This window comes from Bacillus sp. JJ1773 (genome assembly GCF_036962035.1).
Taxonomy (GTDB): domain Bacteria; phylum Bacillota; class Bacilli; order Bacillales; family Cytobacillaceae; genus Cytobacillus.
The window spans coordinates 24,231-43,890 of sequence record NZ_JBALNX010000029.1 but is presented as its reverse complement, the minus strand read 5'-3'; the positions used below and the strand labels follow the sequence as shown (position 1 = coordinate 43,890).

Annotated in this window: 17 protein-coding genes; 4 read left to right on the top strand and 13 right to left on the bottom strand. The window is 35.8% G+C overall.

The genetic code is table 11. The annotated features are described in order from the left end of the window. Positions 1-85 precede the first annotated feature (85 nt). Both V7127_RS07775 and V7127_RS07765 read right to left on the bottom strand, forming a co-directional pair. Positions 86-883: a 3-hydroxybutyrate dehydrogenase gene (locus V7127_RS07775; protein WP_335484631.1), complete on the bottom strand. Its 798-nt coding sequence runs from the start codon at positions 881-883 to the stop codon at positions 86-88. Between the two features lie 709 nt (positions 884-1,592). Beyond that, positions 1,593-3,326, bottom strand: a complete 1,734-nt coding sequence (locus V7127_RS07765) for a sigma 54-interacting transcriptional regulator (RefSeq protein ID WP_335484628.1) — start codon at positions 3,324-3,326, stop codon at positions 1,593-1,595. Positions 3,327-4,084: 758 nt separating this feature from the next. Between V7127_RS07765 and V7127_RS07760 the strand changes: the two genes are divergently transcribed. Continuing rightward, entirely contained in the window at positions 4,085-5,083 is a 999-nt protein-coding gene (locus tag V7127_RS07760; RefSeq protein ID WP_335484626.1) for a zinc-dependent alcohol dehydrogenase family protein, read from the top strand. A 250-nt stretch (positions 5,084-5,333) separates the two neighbouring features. Here the strand turns inward: V7127_RS07760 and V7127_RS07755 are convergent, their stop codons facing one another. From V7127_RS07755 to V7127_RS07715, 9 genes are all read right to left on the bottom strand, one after another. Continuing rightward, on the bottom strand, positions 5,334-5,732 hold the full coding sequence (locus V7127_RS07755; protein ID WP_335484624.1) for a VOC family protein: 399 nt from the start codon (positions 5,730-5,732) through the stop codon (positions 5,334-5,336). Between the two features lie 154 nt (positions 5,733-5,886). Continuing rightward, the gene (locus tag V7127_RS07750) at positions 5,887-6,384 is read right to left on the bottom strand and encodes an SRPBCC family protein (RefSeq protein WP_335484621.1); all 498 of its coding nucleotides are present in this window, start codon (positions 6,382-6,384) and stop codon (positions 5,887-5,889) included. A gap of 20 nt (positions 6,385-6,404) precedes the next feature. Continuing rightward, a complete protein-coding gene (locus V7127_RS07745; protein ID WP_335355271.1) occupies positions 6,405-6,776 on the bottom strand; it encodes an ArsR/SmtB family transcription factor in 372 nt (123 codons plus the stop codon). Between the two features lie 275 nt (positions 6,777-7,051). Then, a complete protein-coding gene (locus tag V7127_RS07740) occupies positions 7,052-7,603 on the bottom strand; it encodes a GNAT family N-acetyltransferase (RefSeq protein ID WP_335484618.1) in 552 nt (183 codons plus the stop codon). Between the two features lie 62 nt (positions 7,604-7,665). Beyond that, a complete protein-coding gene (locus V7127_RS07735; RefSeq protein WP_335484674.1) occupies positions 7,666-8,442 on the bottom strand; it encodes a DUF7225 domain-containing protein in 777 nt (258 codons plus the stop codon). A gap of 500 nt (positions 8,443-8,942) precedes the next feature. Beyond that, a complete protein-coding gene (locus V7127_RS07730) occupies positions 8,943-9,296 on the bottom strand; it encodes a VOC family protein (protein WP_335484616.1) in 354 nt (117 codons plus the stop codon). Between the two features lie 344 nt (positions 9,297-9,640). After that, positions 9,641-10,207, bottom strand: coding sequence for an MOSC domain-containing protein (locus tag V7127_RS07725; RefSeq protein ID WP_335484614.1), 567 nt, complete (start codon positions 10,205-10,207; stop codon positions 9,641-9,643). Positions 10,208-10,720: 513 nt separating this feature from the next. Further along, complete coding sequence (dpaL, locus tag V7127_RS07720) at positions 10,721-11,947, bottom strand: diaminopropionate ammonia-lyase (RefSeq protein WP_335355274.1); 1,227 nt, start codon at positions 11,945-11,947, stop codon at positions 10,721-10,723. A 44-nt stretch (positions 11,948-11,991) separates the two neighbouring features. Beyond that, positions 11,992-13,242: a Zn-dependent hydrolase gene (locus V7127_RS07715; protein ID WP_335484611.1), complete on the bottom strand. Its 1,251-nt coding sequence runs from the start codon at positions 13,240-13,242 to the stop codon at positions 11,992-11,994. Positions 13,243-13,407: 165 nt separating this feature from the next. On the opposite strand from V7127_RS07715, the gene V7127_RS07710 reads away from it, so the two are divergent. Next, positions 13,408-14,286 (top strand): AraC family transcriptional regulator, encoded by an 879-nt coding sequence (locus V7127_RS07710; protein ID WP_335484609.1) that lies wholly within the window; start codon positions 13,408-13,410, stop codon positions 14,284-14,286. Positions 14,287-14,606: 320 nt separating this feature from the next. Here the strand turns inward: V7127_RS07710 and V7127_RS07705 are convergent, their stop codons facing one another. Both V7127_RS07705 and V7127_RS07700 read right to left on the bottom strand, forming a co-directional pair. Next, on the bottom strand, positions 14,607-15,806 hold the full coding sequence (locus tag V7127_RS07705) for a hypothetical protein (protein WP_335344767.1): 1,200 nt from the start codon (positions 15,804-15,806) through the stop codon (positions 14,607-14,609). Positions 15,807-16,009: 203 nt separating this feature from the next. Then, complete coding sequence (locus V7127_RS07700; RefSeq protein ID WP_335484607.1) at positions 16,010-16,936, bottom strand: hypothetical protein; 927 nt, start codon at positions 16,934-16,936, stop codon at positions 16,010-16,012. A gap of 868 nt (positions 16,937-17,804) precedes the next feature. On the opposite strand from V7127_RS07700, the gene V7127_RS07695 reads away from it, so the two are divergent. Beyond that, entirely contained in the window at positions 17,805-19,232 is a 1,428-nt protein-coding gene (locus V7127_RS07695; protein WP_335484605.1) for a dipeptidase, read from the top strand. Between the two features lie 120 nt (positions 19,233-19,352). Continuing rightward, positions 19,353-19,634, top strand: coding sequence for a phage holin family protein (locus V7127_RS07690; RefSeq protein WP_335484603.1), 282 nt, complete (start codon positions 19,353-19,355; stop codon positions 19,632-19,634). The last annotated feature ends 26 nt before the right edge of the window (positions 19,635-19,660 follow it).

Sequence of the window (19,660 nt, the reverse complement as noted above, 5' to 3'; positions counted from 1 at the left end):
TCCCTCCCCTTTTAATAAACCTAAAGTTAACTCATTTATAAAACCGGCGTAATGAAAGAATAATAGCGTTTACTAATATTTTTTCTTATTGGACTGTGTAGCCACCATCAATAACAATCGCCTGTCCTGTAATACCTTTGGCTTTTTCACTTGCTAAGAAAACGACGTAATCAGAGATTTCTTTGACATGTAATAAGCGCTTCTGTGGTACAAGCGGATAAATTACTTCTTCAAGTACATTTTCTAACTCTACATTTCTTGTCTTTGCTAAGTCAGTTAATTGATTTCGCACAAGCGGAGTGTCTACATAACCAGGACAAATGGCGTTAACGGTGATTCCGTATTCTGCCCCTTCTAATGCTGCAACCTTCGTCAAACCGTTCACTCCATGCTTCGCACTATTGTAAGCAGCCTTCCCTGCAAAACCAACTAAACCATTAATAGAGGACATATTTATCACTCGACCAAATCCTTGTTTTTTCATGACAGGAAAAACATGCTTTGTAGCAATAAATGGACCTGTTAGCATCACCTTAAGAAGTAATTCAAAGCGATCAGCAGGAAAATCCTCAATGGCAGATATGTGCTGTAACCCTGCATTGTTTATTAGAATATCAATACCTCCATATGTATTAATGGTATGATTTAATGCAGATATGATTTCTTGCTCTTTAGTTACATCACATCCAATCCCCATGACTTCTAAGCCATCATTCTTCATGGACCCGGCAGTTTCTTTTACTGCTTCTTCATTCAGATCACTGATCACTACTCTTGCACCTTCTTCAGCAAATGCTTGGGCTAAATCTAGACCTATTCCACTAGCCGCACCCGTTATGAAAACAACTTTATTTTCAAGTGTTTTTTCCTTATTTTGATTCAAAACAACAATCCCCCCATTGGAATGCTAAACAATAATTTAATTGTGCTGGAATGATTAATTCCAGTCCTGTACATGCTTGAATATCTGCAACTATGTAACCTTCAACTATCTCAATTAATGTTAATCCTTCAGGGGTTCAGCTAAGCAACCTTGAGGTGCAAGTTCTACTTCTAGCCCACAAGACATTAATTGACGTTCAAACTTTTTATTCTTGCCTTGCATAGGAGGAAATCATTTGTTGATTTGTCTATTTTTCAATAGATTTACTAATCCCCAATCGTCAACCCCACAATTATTAGAAATAATCGTAAGACCTTAAACCCCCTTTCGATATAACCCTAAGATTCATTTTTCGGGTATACCTACTAGTACAGATCCCCCAACGAGTAATGTATCATCGTCATTAATCAATGGAAGAATAACCTTCATATCACCTTTCTCCTTCCTTTTATTACTTTTTCAACCTATTTATTTTCAAAGCAAAATTCGTGCCAACTTTTCGGGAGGATCTCTGAACACCTTGTAAATGTCCCATTTCTTTATTTTTTATTATCATTTTGTTCTATATTTTTAATTAGATTTGGTGTTTAATTCAGAAAATATAGAATATTAATAAAAATAACGTNNACGTTATTTTTATTAATATGGTCATTATAGCGAGTCCCAACACTTTGTCTCTATTATGCGACACGTCTCGTTATTGCAACACTTATTGATGCCTTAACAAACTATATTTCTCCATTTTTCGATATAGGCTAGCTCTATGTATCCCAAGCATTTCTGCCGCTTCAGTTCGATTCCCTTCACTGGCCTTTAATGCCTGGATGATTGCCGCTTTTTCAGCCCTTTCCACTTCCTCTTCAAGAGAGAAGGATGAAACTGAAACATCTGTATGCCTTTCAACATGATCTAATAAATAAGGGGGAAGGTGCTCTAAACAGATTTCCGGACCATTATCTGCGATATGAAGAGCACGCTCAATGACATTTTGCATTTCTCTCACGTTACCACTCCACTGATAACGATGAAATAAATCTTCTACATTAGGGTGAAAGCCACTTATGCTTTTACCGAGCTCACTATTTAATTGACCCAAAATTAGATGCGCTGTAATAATAATATCTTTGCCTCGCTCCCTTAAAGGTGGAATCATGATATGAATCACATTTAGGCGGTAATAAAGGTCTTCTCGGAACTCCCCTTTTTTAACCATTTCCTCTAACGGACGATTTGTTGCTGAAATTAACCTGATATCAATCTGATTAGTCTGACTGCCGCCAATTCTTTCAATTTCTTTTTCCTGTAAGACTCGTAATAACTTTACCTGCATATTGAGAGGCATATCGCCGACTTCATCTAGAAATAACGTTCCACCCTGGGCTTGTTCAATCTTTCCGGGTTTTCCGCCCTTTTTCGCTCCCGAAAATGCCCCCTCCTCATAACCAAAGAGCTCAGATTCCAATAAATTATCTGGTATAGCGGCACAATTAAGGCTTATAAACGGTCCATCAGAACGGTTACTGGCTTCATGAATTGCATGAGCAAACAATTCCTTTCCTGTTCCACTTTCTCCTCGAATCAATACCGTTGAGCGACTAGTAGCCACTTTCAATGCTAAATCCTTTACTTCTTTCATTCGCTCATGCTCGCCTATAATCTGGTCAAACGAATATTTGGATCCTCGCACTTTTTTCAATTCCGGTTTATAAAAGTCCTGCATGCTTTCAGTTACGTTTAGGCGCTGAACCAATGTTTTTAACTCGTTAATATCCGTATATAAAACCTTACCTATAGCCCCAACAACCTCCCCCTCTTTCCAAATAGGGGTACGCATGACAATAATACTTTTATCCTTTACTATCATAAATGAGCCAATTTCTGATTGCCCCGTTTTCACAACAATATGCATACGTGTATTTTCAATTACTTTTTTGACGTGCTTGCCAATCACATCTTCAACTTTAACCCCGAGGAACTCACCGTAAGTTTGATTCATCATTGTTATTAGCCCCTGTTTATCAATCATGATAACCCCGTCATATAACAATTCAATAATTTCCTTTAATTGTTCTACCTCTTTTTCCTTTTGATCAAGCAGATTATGGGTATGTTTTAATTCTGGTATTTCATGAAAAACAGAGATGGCCCCAATAAGCCGACCATCCTTATATATAGGAGATTGATTTGCAACAACAACCCGACCTTGGATAAGTTGCTGTATATTGACAAGTGTAACTTCGTCCAACAAAACTTGATGCAGGGTTGAATCTTCTATAATGCTGGTAATATGCTTATTTAGCATCTCTTTTTCAGACATACCAATAAGATCACATCCTGATGTATTACACATGATAATCTTACCGTCTCGATCCACTATGATGACACCGTTATAAATCCCCTCAACAATCTCAGTCCATCCTTGTGAAATGTGACGATTAATCACGCCTAACCTCTCCTTTTGATCCTCTATCAAAAATTTGTATGGTCCATACTTATTCGACAAAAACCAGAATCTTCCTTCAAATAAAGCCTAAGCTCTGTTTAGTTAGCTTTGCCGTGTACTTTTGCATGACGCTGCGCTACAACATCCGGATTATTACACACCATATTCTTGTTAGGATAGCACCCTTTCGAATAACGGAAATAAAGGGCAAATAGCTGGTTCCATTATTTATTGGAACCAGTTTTTGATTGTCAAATTAGTGCTATTATGACTAGTTAACTTCTAATCGGGTAATTTTACCTTTCCTTGAAATCGTTGTAAATGTATTTACAACGTAAGGATTACTAAAAATAAAAAGCCCAATTTCTCAGTAAAATTGAGAAATTTGGGCTTTTTCGTTACTCCATTAAAGCACCTTGAAAAGCAACTGGATTAAGCTTCGAATTTCTCTTCAGATTAACCAAATATTCTTCTTAAACCTATTCAACAAAAATGTGCGTACTTTAAATTTTATATTATATGAAGTATTATTAGTTTAACGAACAAAAAAACTAAATATTCATTATATTCCTACTACTAAGCGTTAAAGTTGTTACGTAAAAAAATCACCAGATCATCTTATAACAAATGATCCCATCATTTTTATCATCGTTCGAAAGGGAAAAAAGAGAGTTTTGGGCGATATCATTTATTGGAATTAGGAACTAATTAGATATTTCCCTATTTTTAGGTAATTCAAATAAAAAGGAGTGACTATAGTGAAATCACAAGTTATTCAATCTTTTGGGAAACCATCTATATTTCAATTTAAAGAGATTTCAGAACCTGAACTGAAACCTGGACATGTACTTATTCAAGTAAAGGCTACAAGTGTAAATCCTATTGATACGAAAGTCCGTGCTGGTGCAGTTCCAGCCGTTGCACCCGAGTTTCCAGCAGTATTACATGGAGATGTGGCAGGGATAGTATCTGCAGTGGGTGAAGGAGTAACCGAGTTTAACATTGGTGATGAAGTGTTTGGATGCGCGGGTGGATTTAGAGGGACTCACGGCGGTGCACTTGCAGAGTTTATGCTGACAGATGCCGATTTACTTGCTCATAAGCCGAAAAATTTGACGATGGAAGAAGCTGCGGCTTTACCATTAGTTTCTATTACCGCTTGGGAAGCATTATTTAATCGAGCAAGGCTTATTCCTGGACAAGGTATATTGATCCATGGAGCCACTGGGGGTGTAGGACACATCGCCATTCAACTAGCCAAATGGAGTGGAGCAACAGTCTATACAACTGCCTCTTCGCAAGAAAAGATGGAGATTGGCACACGCCTTGGTGCTGATGTAGCAATTAATTATCGAGAAGAAACCGTTCACGACTATGTACAAAAATATACAAACGGAAGAGGATTTGACATCGTGTTTGACACGGTAGGGGGTGAAAACCTTGATCGCTCTTTTGAAGCAGCAGCGGTACATGGAACGGTAACAGCCATTGCTACTCGTTCGACTCATGACCTCTCACCCGTGCATTCGAAAGGACTTTCGCTTCATGTTACCTTTATGTTGTTGAAAATATTAAACAAGGACATGCATAATCATTATGGAGAAATTTTGAAGAAGGTTGCTAGTTTGGTTGAGGTAGGGAAGCTGCGTCCACTATTGGATTCAAACATTTTTACGTTTGATGAAGTTTCAAAAGCCCATGAGTACATGGAGTCAGGCAAAGCGGTAGGAAAAATTGTTTTAAAAAATTGTTGGTAATACTATTGCAAATTTGAAATGCCTTAACAACTTTACGTTCATTTAAAGAGTAGATGGGCATTAGAATCTGTATAAGATTCTCTATGTACCGTCTGCTTTTAATTTTAATTACCGTAAAAAAAGATGTTGTTCAATTTTATTGCCCCATTCATTGAGAAGAGCGCATTTCTAACTAAAGAATTGCGCCCATTTGTGGAAGTTCAAGATTGTGATTACTGCCTTTTGCTTGTTAACACTAATTTTAATGAAATCACGAAGGAAGATTTAGTTGCCACGATACTCCAAACCGGTCATTTAGCCAACCAAACCTTTGACTAAAACCGTAATTACCAATTGGCATAAGTGCTTGTCCACCCTCGATAAGTTTCTCATAAAGGTTGTTAATTTCTTCTTCAGTATCACAAGTAACAAATATTGAAAATGAAGGAGTAAAGGAAAACTGATGCTTCACATTACTGTCAATGCACATAAATTCTTGCCCTTTTAAAGAAAAAGTAGCTTTCATGACAGTTCCTTCGTCTCCAGTTTCATTAGCTCCATAGCGAACAATACTAGTAATTTCAGAATCCTCAATGATTGATATGTAATAATTCATCGCTTCTTCTGCTTTACCATCTTGAAACATTAAAAACGGCGTAACATTTACCATTAAATACCAACTCCTGTAGTCACTTAATTAATTATTCATCAATTGATAAAATGAATGTACGTAAGGTAACTTAAATTTAATAATGCCCCTCTATAAAAATAATTTTATCCGAGTCATACTTTTTCTTTAGCCAACCTGCGCCGATGTATGAACATCAACCTTTATAGCTGATATATCCAGTTTCAACTAGTTCTTTGAGTCCCATAAACATTAAGTTCCAACCATGTTCAGACCCATCATGATACTCTCCTAGAGCTTTTTCAATATCTGCTTTTGTCCAGTTTTCTTCTGGAGCAACGTGTATGAGTTGGGTAAAAGTCATTTCACAGCCTGTAGAAATTTCTTTTATCTCAACAGTTATTATATCTTCTAACTCACTAAATTGAGGCATTTTAAAAGTAAATACCAATTTTTTTGGAGGATCAATTTCAAGGTACTCACCTACTGCTCGATAATCTTTTCCCTCTCTATGGTCGACGATCTCCCAACCTCCACCTACTTTGGGGTCATTCTGTGCGACCTTGTTCGTCCCTTCTAATGTAAAAAACCACTTTTTCATCATTACAGGATTCAACCATGCGTCAAAAACTCTTTCAGGTTCTACATTAAATTCTCTTTTCATTTTTAATGTTGTTGTTGAGATTTTATTCATAAAATTCTCCTTCCGATGTTTTAGTGTTCTTTCTTCTTGGCTTTCAATAACTCACTTTCCAGAAGATCAAAACGATTGCTCCAAAATTTCTCATAAAATTGGAGCCATTCTTTAGCTTGAGATAATGATTTAGTATTTAAGCGACATATGTGAGTTCTTCCATTTACACTCCTTTCCACTAATTTTGCTCCCTCAAGAACCTTAATATGCTTTGAAATCCCAGCAAGGGACATATCAAAAGGCTCTGCTAATTCAGAAACTGTTCTTTCTTTTTGCGCCATCATATGAACCATTTCTCTTCTTGTTGAATCAGCTAAAGCATGAAAAATTTTATTTAAATGATCATTATTATGGTTAACCATGTAGTTAAATATAACAGAGATAATTTTCATATTCAACTATTTAGTTAAATATAAAACATATCACTTTATTTCTTTTATTCCCATTTACTAAAGAAAAGTTGAATTTTCGATCTTCTATAATACGGCTCTAAAATGAAAATGGACGCATATCCTTATTCATGGATAGCGCCCTATTATGGAATAAAAGTTTGAACAGTATGTTCGAACTGCGACATAATAACTTTTTCTTAAACTATGGATACTTTAAAGCTTATTGTAGATTCTTGACTTAAGGGTACTTGCCACTGAAACGGCTGTTAATTGAACTATAGTTTACAGTTAGCAGGTTTATTTTTATTAATATGAAATAGAACATGTTTTCTTAAAGGACTATCTTTCTTAACATTGGGGTGATTGAAAGTTTTAATAAAATTCATACCAATTTTTATCATTACGTTTTTCGAAGGCTTATTAACATCAGCTGTAAAACTATAAACATCACTAAAACCCAATTTGTTAAATCCATATTGTAAACAGGCTGCTGCACCCTCAGATGCATATCCTTTTCCCCAAGCCTCTTTCTTCAAGCGCCATCCAATTTCAATACACGGTGTAAAATCAGCCTCAAAGGTTGCCCTATGAAATCCTATAAACCCTATAAACTCTTTATTTTCCTTTACTTCCACGGCATATAACCCAAATCCACATTCTTTAAACTCGGACAATATTGATTTATAAAACACCTTTGTTTCTTCGGATGATAAGGTTTTAGGAAAATACTTCATAACCTCTTCATCCTCATTTAGTCGACTAAATGGCTCTAAGTCTATTTCTTCCCAGTCGCGTAATTGCAATCTCGATGTTTCTAAATATATCATTTTACACCTCTGAAAGGAGTATTATTGGACGGCTATCATACTATCCTGCCCTCAAATGTATCTTACCCCAGAAAAAATGGACTGGTTTTTGATATTCTTTTTAAAGAACTTATATTGACCTCATAATTATTTCCATATGTTCTAGGTGATGGGATTTCTTCCTTTGGCCCATAAAATAACAGTTTAAAATCATCATCTTTGTACTGAACTACGAAAAAGTCATCGAATTGGTCGAATGTATTTTTATTGATCGTAATAAAACTATTATCTTGGGCAGTTGTTTTAACACTAATTCTTCTACCGTCTTTTATGACATCATATCCATGTTGATTGGTCACTTTAGCTAGTTCTCCATTTGTGTAAAGAACACAAAAGAATTCACCTAGACGACCTATAAGATGCCTTAATTCAGTTGCCTTGCATCCAAGTACATTCATTTCAAATCGTAACATTTCCAAGTATTCTTCACACAACTTTTTTATTTGTGAGATTCCTATTGAACCCTGTTTAATAGTTTTATCCTTATAGAGAAGAAGTAGCCCATTATCCCACTCACCAACAACAGATTCATACTCAGCCCCTCTAGGTTTGTGAAAGATTAGTCCAGTATAAGGATAATTTTCACCTACATATCTATATGTACTTCTATTGATGTATATAAATAGATGTTTATTAAAAGATATCCCGCTGTTATAACGGTTATAACAATAATCTGAAAGTATTATACTACTTGGATTTGTATTAAATTTTGTTATTAATTTATCTCTTATCTCTATAGATGTTAGAGTTTCACCTTTTTTTTCTTTAAGAACTTCTATAAGTTGGTCATAAATAGTTATCGTAATCCTCTCCTCATGATGATCGATTAACGCCAGATTGTTAAAGTTGTTTTTTAGTCATAGCTACAACCTTGACTTCCTCAACTGTTAAAAATACAATTTTCTCAATCAAACTATTAATCACTTGAAATAATAGGGAAGGAAAACCAAGTGAAACAGCTCCAGCGCAAACTAAAATTACAATTCTTCATAACCTTTATTATACTTCCCTTGATCTTTCACAATCTAGGTTGAGAATGATTAAGTGGTTATTCTTGTTCTTAGATAGCACCTTTAATCACACTGAGGTTAATGTAAAACTATACTTTCATTTATTAAAAGAAGTTCCTATTTTAGAAATTTCATTAACGTTGTCCACGACAATTTTTGGATGAAGATCAGGTACCCTTTTATTTGTAAATCACTTGTTTATACAACACAAATTGCCCTTAACATAAAGAAAGAGCGTAATTCTTGCTGATTCTTGCTTCAGAATTGCGCCCAAATATTAAGGTAGCTTATTATTTTTTTTGAATAAGACCAAATCCAATACCCGTTGGATCTACTAAGTATGCTAGAAAAAATTCATCAAACTCCATCTTTTCTCGAACTACCATTGCACCATTGTCTTTTGCTTTGAAGATAGAATCATCTATTGAATCAACTTCTATTTGAATACGTGTTCCATGAGGAAAATCATTAGGTCCTTTACTTACTCCACCGCTCATTCCAGTTTCCTGAGTGCCTACTTCCGTAGAAACAGCCCAATAATCCCACTGTGGTTCGGAGAAATCCCATCCAAAAACCCTGGAATAAAATTTTGTTGCTTTTTCCGGTTCTTGACTGCTTAATTCAAATCCAACAACTTTTCCCATTTTGAATTCCCCTTTCGAAAAATATAAAATCACTTAACCACAGTAATTCTCTGTTCTCCAATACAACACCTTTTTCTTATTGAATGGAATTGCTATTTTTGGGTAAGCTCGGAAGTTTAATTTAACACGTTGAAATCTTTCAGGCCTCCATAAAATGGCCCTATAACGAAAGTATGCGCTGTTCCTTTTTACAGAAAGTCGCCCGATTACTAAAAATTGAGACACGAAGAGCTGCAAAAATTATTCCTCTGCTACTCTGCTATTGTGCTAAAACTATCTGTTACTTTAAATGTTTGTTTACAAACAAGATTAATTTCACTATCGTACTAATACGCACAAGTTGCTTAAACACGTTTAAGCTTTATAAATGGTCTAGGAGGTAATTTAACACGGATGGTATCACCTGGTTTCACTTCTCCGCTCTGCAATATAACTCCCATTATTCCTGCTTTTCTTATTAGATTTCCGTCTGAATCCTTATCCAAAACAGCCTTTAAAAGACCCTGTTTAAAATTATCAATTTGAGCACATGGATTGCGTAAGCCTGTTACTTTAATACTTGCAGACTCACCTATAAATAATGTCGTGTCAGTAGGTAATTCAAGAAGATTTATTCCAACAGTTGTTATATTTTCACCCATTTGTCCAGGTTTAATAGTAAAACGGTCTGCTAAATCTTTGAATAACTCATTTTGAATTAAATGCACTTGTCTTAGGTTCGGTTGGTTTGGATCTTGTGCCACTCTCGATCGATGTTTAACCGTTGAACCAAAGTGTGCATCGCCTTCGACCCCGAAACCCTTCACTAATTTTATAATTTCTTGAATTTCTTTACTAAACGTATGCTTCTTACTTAAACTAACCGCTATGACTGTTCCTAAAATTGAACTCTCTTTTTCTTCACCAAACATTCAATCCTCACAGCCTTCCTCTTTAAACTCTCTGTTTTTCATATTCAATAAAGATTTAATTATTCCTTTTTCTTCTAACCTATTCTATAGATTAAGTACACTTCTTCACAATCCTTCTTAGCACAAAATTTAAGCTAAAGAATTTCCATCAAGAAAAGTGTGCACAGACTTCATTTTTTTATTTTATCTAGATTGTTCTAGCTTTCTTTTAACAGCCCTCGAGCCCTTGATACACAAGACTTAATTAATCTGTAATTATCTAATTTAACTCAGTTTATTTACTTGAATCCTGCTGGCAGCGTAGAGGGTCAGGGGTTCGAGCCCCCTATTCTCTAGACAACGAAAACCCTTGCGCTGCAAGGGTTTCCGTTGTCTCAAAAGTGAATTTTTATTATATGTGTTAAAAAATTCTTTTCAAAGCAGGGAGCTTCATCTTGTAGAAACCTCTTCAAAATACTCTTCGTGAACAGTACACGAAATTTCTCCTCTATCGTTCCCACTAATAATTTCCCATCAATTTGGACAAAGACCTTCCCATACAACCTGTTGATATTTTGCTAGATCTGTATCTCCTTCTGTGCTTATGAGTAGTACCCGAGAGTTTGAATCCAGTGAAATCTCTTGGCACACTTTCGGGTCGTCTGCTAGTTTTCTTAAGTAGTAAAGGACACCCAATGTTACTGCACCTGACTCTCCCGAGATAACACGCGGATCGCCCTTCATTGGATTCCCGTATACCCGCATTCCTAGGGCAGCAATACTATCATGACAAGATAATGCACCAACAGCATAATGACGCAATAACTCAAAAGCTCTTGTATTCGGTTCCCCACAGGCTAATCCCGCCATAATGGTATTCATTTCTCCAGTGACGATTTCTCTGCTTCCTTCTTTAGTTGAATACGATCGATAATAACAATCAGCTTGATCTGGTTCAACCACGACAATGATTGGAGGATTATCCCGATAATAACGAACCATATATCCAGCAATGGCCGCAGCAAATGAACCCACCCCTGCTTGAAGGAAAATATGCGTTGGTGGTTCTGCATCGTCTTTTTTCAATTGTTCCACAATTTCCGTTGCCATCGAGGCATAGCCCTGCATAATCCAAAGAGGGATTTCCTCATACCCATCCCAAGCAGTATCCTGCACCATTATCCAGCCATTTGTATCAGCTAAATTTGCACATAACCTAACCGTGTCATCATAATTGATTTCTGTAATATCCGCAGTAGCTCCTTCATCGCGGATGGCAGTCAAGCGCTGTATGGACGAACCTTTTGGCAAATAAATGATACATTTATGTCCAAGCTCCCTTGCTGCCCAAGCGACACCTCGTCCATGATTTCCATCTGTAGCTGAAATAAAAGTTAATTCACCTAGCTTTTCTTTGATTTTAGGAGATTGTAATTTTTCGAAGGAAAGATCCTCAATATTCTCACCTAGTTGTTCAGCTAAATATTTCGCAACAGCGTAGATCCCACCCATTACTTTGAACGCATTAAGACCAAATCGTTGGGATTCATCCTTTACCCTTATATCAGCAATGTTTAAGTGCTTAGCTAATTGCTTTAATTGATACAAAGGAGTTTCATTGTAGGATTTATGTGTTTTTTGAAATTCAAGAACTCCATTTATATCTTTTTCTGCAAATGCCGATAATTCCTCTTCGTTATATTCAGGTGAATAAAAGTTGTTTTTCGCAAACCTCATTACGGAATTTACTGTTTTCTGCATTTTAAGAACCTCCTATTATTGTATTGCGATGACCTCTATCTCAATTAGTCATTACCTGCAAGATTGCTAACTACGTCAAGTAATACATTAGCTCCAGCTACTAAGTCTGTATCTTTTGTATATTCCTTAGGATTATGACTAATCCCATCGATACTTGGAACGAAGATCATCGCTGTTGGGCAAACACGAGCCATCATTTGAGCATCATGTCCCGCGCCAGATGTCATTCGTTTTGATTGGAGTCCGCACCCGCTAGCAGCTTGCTCTACCAGTTTAACGATTGTTTCGTCAAAAGAAACTGGCTGAAAACGTACTAGTTGTTCAGAAGTAATGGTTACTTCATCAGAAGAAGCTAGTTCTTTAAGATAGTTTGCTAGTGCTTGCTCCTCATCTTGCAATCTCTGTTCGTTTGGATCACGCAAATCAACAGTGAATGTTGCAAAAGATGGAATGACATTAACAGCATTTGGCTTAAATTCAATCGTTCCAACAGTTGCAACAGTTTGTCCATTAGAATTGTTCGCACGATCACGTAAATATGTGATCACCCGTGCAGCCGCAAGTCCCGCATCACGTCGCATATTAGTTGGTGTAGTACCAGCGTGATTGGCAACACCTTCAATCATAATACGCTGCCATGAAATACCTTGAAGATTCTCAACAGCACCAATTGGAATCCCCATTTTCTCAAGAATTGGACCTTGTTCGATATGAAGTTCAATATAAGCGTGTGGCTTAATAAACCCAGGGTCCTTCTTGCCAGCATATCCAATACGTTCAAGCTCTTCGCCCAAAAGTGTTCCATCCGTTCCCACCGTTGCAAGTGCCTCATCAACAGGGAGTCCACCAGCAAATACAAGGGAGCCCATCATATCAGGGGTATATCGTACACCCTCTTCGTTCGTAAATGCTGCAACTGCAATTGGACGAGTAGGAATAAAACCTGTCTCCTGCAAAGTGTTTATGATTTCAAGCCCAGAAAGGACTCCATAGCATCCATCAAAAATACCAGCGTTAATGACTGTGTCAATGTGAGAACCGATCATAATTGGTGCTTCATTTTTGTTTTCGGGACTATACCAAATGCCAAAGATATTACCGATTCTATCGATCATAACCTCCAATCCAGATTCCTTCATCCAAGTAACAAATAGGTCCCGGCCTGCTTTGTCTGCATCTGATGCGGCTAATCTAGAAAGTTTGTTGTCATTGTCCCGACCAATTCGGCCAAGTTCTTGAAGTCGGTTGAGTAGGCGGTCCGATTTGATTGATAGATTTAAACTAGTAAATGTCATGTTCAGCTCCCCTTTTAAAATGAAAATAAAACAGATGTGAAGAAATTATAATTTTGATGATTAATTTTCTTAAATGCAACAATTGTGTTAATATTAAGTTAATATTCGTTAGAATAATACTATTATTGAATAGAAAAATATTATAAATATATTGAGGTTTTAGTTATGCAAATGAAAAACTTCATGATAGATGAAAGCTTAAAAGAGCTTACCAAACATCATACAGTCGTTATGCCGATAGCATGTTATGAGACTACCATAAAACAAAATATACATGGCTATATTCCACTTCATTGGCATGACGAAATTCAATTTGTGTTAATCGTAAAAGGGGAAGCCATTTTTCAAGTTAATGAAGATCAGATAGTTGTTCGAGAAGGCGATGGACTGTTTATAAATAGTGGATGCTTACACAAGGCACAAGAAAAAGATCAGTCGGGTTGTATTTATATTTGCTTAAATATTTCACCTCACTTTGTTTTAGCGCAAGAACTATATACTCCTTATGTAAAGCCCTATATTCAAGCTACGAATTTCCCTTACTTATATGTAGATGCAAATCAGCTTTGGGGGAAAAACATTTTAAATGCAATTATGGAAATACATCAATATATTGAGCAAAAACCAGCGTACTATGAAATTGATATATCGATGCAGCTAACATTCATTTGGAAAAATTTAATCGTGAATGGTATTCAACTAGAATATGTTCAGACAGAAATAGTAAAGGGCCATAGAATGAAACAAATGTTAAGTTATATACATCAACATTATCCAGAAAAAATAATGCTGGAGGATATTGCAAAGGCTGGTCAACTAAGCCGTTCTGAATGCTGTCGATATTTCAAGCGGTATTTAAATTGTACACCTTTAAATTATGTAAAAGATTATCGAATCCAAAAAAGCTTATATTTACTGCAGCAAGGTGATCTTAATGTTACCGAAGTTGCTTATCAAGTTGGTTTTAATAGTACAAGCTATTTTATTGATTTATTCAGAAATTCCATGAACATGACTCCATATGCATACAAAAAATTAAGATAAATAATCCATAGTGTGGGCATGTTAGAAAAGAACAGTATTTAGATTTGGGTGGAAAAACTCTGCAAAAAGTCTTGCACAATTATGCACTTTTTTCTTGCAAAATACATGTGGGCACTATTTTAGCACGGCCGATTTGAAGAAAAAGGGGAAATTTGCTATTAACTTGGATACCACCTACATACATTTGATAACAATTATTAAGTAAAAAGGCAGTTGAAAGTTCGTTAGATTGAACTTTCAACTGCCTTTATTAAAAATTGGACTTTTTCAGTGGCCTCAGTTGTACATGGGGTGTTTTTTCTAAACTGATCGGTTCACAATCATTTTTTAATGACAAAATCCAGTAAATACTCATAATCGACAGGGATTTTATGGACTAAATCAAAAGAATGATTGTCTAGAACTAGTAAGTTACCATGTTTTTCACCATCTGTTTCAAGTAAGTAAATTTCTTGTTTGTTTATGTCTTGATATAATAGCCTATACGAGTTTTCTTTTTTTATATAATCTTTATCTAGAACAGTGAATGTTGGTTTCTCTTTAAATGACAACAAACCTAACGTGGTTCCTGAGCTCTCATTATATACGCTGTGCAAAGCAGCCTCTTCATTTAGTAAAAGTGTACCGCCGCCTTCAATCTTATAATAGAAACTTTGAGGTGGTAATTCTTTAAAGGGTTCGTATGTTTTATAATCGCCGTCTTTATTTATTATAAAGAGCTTTCCATAATTGCCAATTATATAAGCTTGGTTCTCTTTTGCATATAAGGGATAAAATTCTGTCGATTGTTTATTGAAGTTTGTATATTCAACGGACTCATTTTGGCTATCAATGATCCCTATAAAAGCTTGATCGGCAATTCCTTCATCATTCACCTGTCCATTTCCTGCATAGATGATTTTTTCTCCAAGCTGTAATAGCGGAGACCAGTTTGGCGGATAACCATATTCAGTTTCATAACTTTTTTCTCTAGAAAAGTTAGAAATAGACATGTTAAATTGGTTATCTTCATTTGTATTTTGATCCCCTGTTCTATGCGAGACATTGGTTTGGAATAAAACATCCTGACCAAAATGTTTAATATGATCAACACCTACATCATAGTTAAAATAGGTTAAATTAACCTTTTTAAATTTGCGTTGATCTATATCATAAGTATAAAACCAATTATCGATGGCAGCCGCACCGAAAAAAGAAACATACAGCTGGTTGATTTCATTTGGCTTTTGATGAATTTCCATTCGGAAAAATTGGTTATCTCTAATTTCATACTCCTTTAGCACTTCTCCCGTTATGGATACTTCCTTAACTAGTGTAAATGATTGAGAGGTTCTTGGATCGGCTGGATAGAATAATAAATAACGATCTTCTTCTGGACCTTCTATCTTAGGACTAAAATTTTCAATTCCTTTAACAACTATGCGGTTACTATTATCTGATGATTTATTCCAAGTATAAATAGTAATCATGAATCCAATCAATATTGTTATGATAGCAACAAAAAGTAATTTTCGTTTCATAATTCCTCCAGATACCCTTATTCTTTAATATTATTAGAATAATTTAGAATCTTTTGTTTTTTCTTATCCTTAAACGACCACCTGCTAAAGCAGGTGGCTTTTTTACTGATAATTACTTCTGTTACTCAAGTATGGAGGTCGAATGGGAAGGCTAAAAGCGTTACAGTCTTAAAGATGGTGGAGTTGGACCCTGGATTTGTAAATTAAATTTTACCAGGTAATGACCTGCCCCAATCCTTTATTAAACGCGTATTTGCATCAATTCTAATATCAAATGGAATGACAAGTAAAAATCCACTCCAATGTAAACCTCTAGCACCTCGCAGATCATATCCTGCATCATACCACTGTCTCATCGTTAGCTTAGAGCAATACCAATAATTGTTATTCCAAAGAGCCGTTTTAAGTGAATATGGTTCACCTCTTTGGTTTAAACCAAATGTAACTGCCTTTTTTCTTTCTGCTACGTTAGCGTTTGTTCCAAATAGAGTAGTTACTTTATATTGCTTAATGCCAGAAGCGCCTTTCCATAGCTTATCTCTATTCCAATGAAAAACTTTATTTCCGGATTTTGATGTTCTGGATGCTTCAATTACATAATAATCAGTGGTTGACAGCACAGCTGTATGACCTGTAAAAGAAGGCTCGCCAGCAGCATTATCGCTACCTATTCCGTAATACAAAATATCACCATAACGCCAGTAAGTAGTAGCAGAAAGAGAGTTAAACTCGTCCGTACCTTCCATTGAAATAGAGTCGCTCCCCTCTCCTTCACCCTGAACTCTATTTGCTTCTAAGTCCAATTCATCTAACTTTTCAACCAGTTCCTCAAATTCGTATGTTTGCACAGACTCATCAAGAGAATTAAAGTATTCTTCTATTTCAACATGTATATTGTTTACTTGATCTAAAAAAGTCTCTTTTTGTTTTTCAATCTCAGCTTGAGTACACTTTTCATAACATTGTACTTTATCCGGACTTGATAAAAGTAAACTATCTATCTCCTGAATCTTAGATTCAATTACACTTAATACCTCTTTATTTACTTCATTACTTTGTGCATTTCCTTCTAGCGGACTTATAAAAAGAATACCACTTAATAATATGGCTAATATTGGCTTAAGTTTCATCTCTCTTTCCTCCTAACTTTGTAAACTCATTTTCTACTATTTACAATCATCTGTATAAAACAGAAATTATTAATAAGATTACATCCTCTCCTTTGTATTATTAAAAGCAATATGAACAAAATACCTTTTTCCTTATATTTACAAATTACACTAACAAATCAAATTATATTTTATAAACAATCTTAGGGTAAATAGGGTTTAATTACCGTTTTTTAGGGTGTCGAATGAATCATGTGTACATTAAGGACAGCCCCTTTTTCTAGGACGAAAGATAAAAGGTAGCTGTGAATATATATGAAAAAGGATAGAACACCTAATTTCGCCCCACCTTATCAAGCAAGCAGTATCATCCTCTATAAAAAAGGTAGCTCGAGTCATTCAATATGCGGCGGTGATTGCAGCACCCCCACCTGCAATCACCGCTGCACCGTGGCCTCCCTCCCAAAGTGCAGTCTGGAGATCACTTCCAAATCACTAGCAGCCCATTCGGAAACCATATCGATCATCATTGAATGAATTTTTAAATAGCAAAAGCAAGGAAAAGAATCACTGTGCTCCTCCCGCACTGTGATTCTTTTTTATTCATTGTACTTTCATAGAGTTATTGCATTATCAAAGGGATTAAGCCCTTTGTAACAATCTGTTTTCTAAAGTGTGATTAAAGGTATATATGAGGACAGGACTATATTACTGAATGTTCAGTAATGTTTGAAAATGGAAAAATACGGTTATATAATGATCTAAACTACAAGAATCACTTGCTTATAAATCATAGGGATTAAGGAGGGATTTACCCTAAATAGTACGGATCTAGCAAAAAAGATTATAACGAGATTTATAGTTTACTAACTTATAAGGAGGTTCTCTAATGAAAAAAATGTTTGTTTTTCTCGCGGCTGTTTTATTAATATTTTCCGGTTCACTTACATATCAACAAAATGAAGTATCCGCAAACGGTTCAAACGCATTAGATATCCATTTTAACTCGATAGTCGTGGATAGCCATAATGATACGATGATGAAGGTTGTTGATCCAAATACATGGCTGCCAACGACCGATATTAAAAATAATACTCCATTCCATATTGATATACCAAAACTTCATGAGGGAGGGCTAAAAGTTCCGTTCTTTGCTGCTTATACATCAGGCTACTACGGAAATAATGAGCGCAGCATAAGCAGAACCTTAGCTTTAATTAATGCCCTTTATTGGACTGAAGAAAGAAATTCAGATATTTTCAGTATCACCCCTTCTCTAAAGGAAATTGAGAAAGCTGTTCACAATGGAAAAATCGCTGCTGTACCAACTATTGAAGGAGCATATTCCTTAGAAGAACATAATGCGATTGGCTTACTCCATCAATATTACGACCTTGGGGTAAGAGCAGTTGGATTCACCTGGAACTATTCAAATGCCTTAGGAGAAGGAGCAAACAGAGTATATGGGGATCCGAATAGAACCCCTTCTCAAGGCGGGTTGACAGAACTGGGTAAAAAAGTTGCAGAAGAAATGAATAGACTCGGAATGATTATTGACGTCTCACATATGTCTGAAAATACCTTTTGGGATGTTATTAAGGTTTCTAAAGCTCCGATTATTGCGAGTCACTCTGCCGTCCATTCATTAAGAAATCATCAGCGAAATTTAACTGATGACCAGCTTAAGGCATTAGCTAAAAATGGAGGGGTAGTAGGCATTGTTTTTTATCCAGAATTTTTGACGTATGAGTATCCTGCAAAACCAAACCATATAAAGGACTATGCAGATCATATTGATTATGCTGTTAAATTGATTGGCATCGATCATGTAGCACTTGGCTCTGATTTTGATGGGGGGCCACTGCCATCCGATATAAAAGATTCTTCGGAATTGTATAAGGTAACAGAGGAATTAGTGAAAAGAGGTTACACTAAACAAGATCTTGAGAAATTATTAGGGCAGAATACACTACGTGTGTTAAAAGAAGTAGAAAAGGCAGCTGCACATACCCCTGACAATGTTGGCCAAAAGATTTCTGTTATCCCAGCATTCAAAATGGGTGAAGTGATTCAAAGCAATACACCTCTTTTGAATGCTACTATCGTACGCGATAAAGGATCTAAATTAGATGAGGCCAGTATCCGTGTAATCGTTGATGGCATTGAATCTAAGCCAAATTTTGATAAAGAAAATTCAACCCTCTTCTTCCAGGTGAAAGAACCATTAAAAGAAAAATTCCATGTAGTTACGTTCGAAGTTGCAAATAATGCAGGTAAAATTACCAGAGAAACCAGAATTTTCTACGTTGATCAATAAAGCTTCAGGGTTTATTTAAAGAAAAGGTTGGAGAACACGTGCAGATGCATTGTGTTCTTCTTTTTTGATTGAATCAGGTATCAATCCCTCATACTGATAGGCGTAAAATAATCCCTTGGTTTGTTTCTAAGGCAAACACCACATATTCCGTTATGGAGCCACGCCTGGATAAAATTGTTTTTTGCTATCATTGCTTGCCTTTTACATTATGGGTTTGAAATCGAATCTGTCGTTCAAGGAATATTAGTAACTGGGGCTACAGTGGTCTCTAGAGATTTAATACACAATACCATTTACGGAATTCACGCACAGAAAAGCGGCATGAAGTGGGATCCTAATAAAGGAGCATTTATTCCAAAAGAAGAGAAAAAGGAGAATAATAGTAAAAAAACTACGGGTTAACCCTTAAATCAAAGTAAATTTACTTA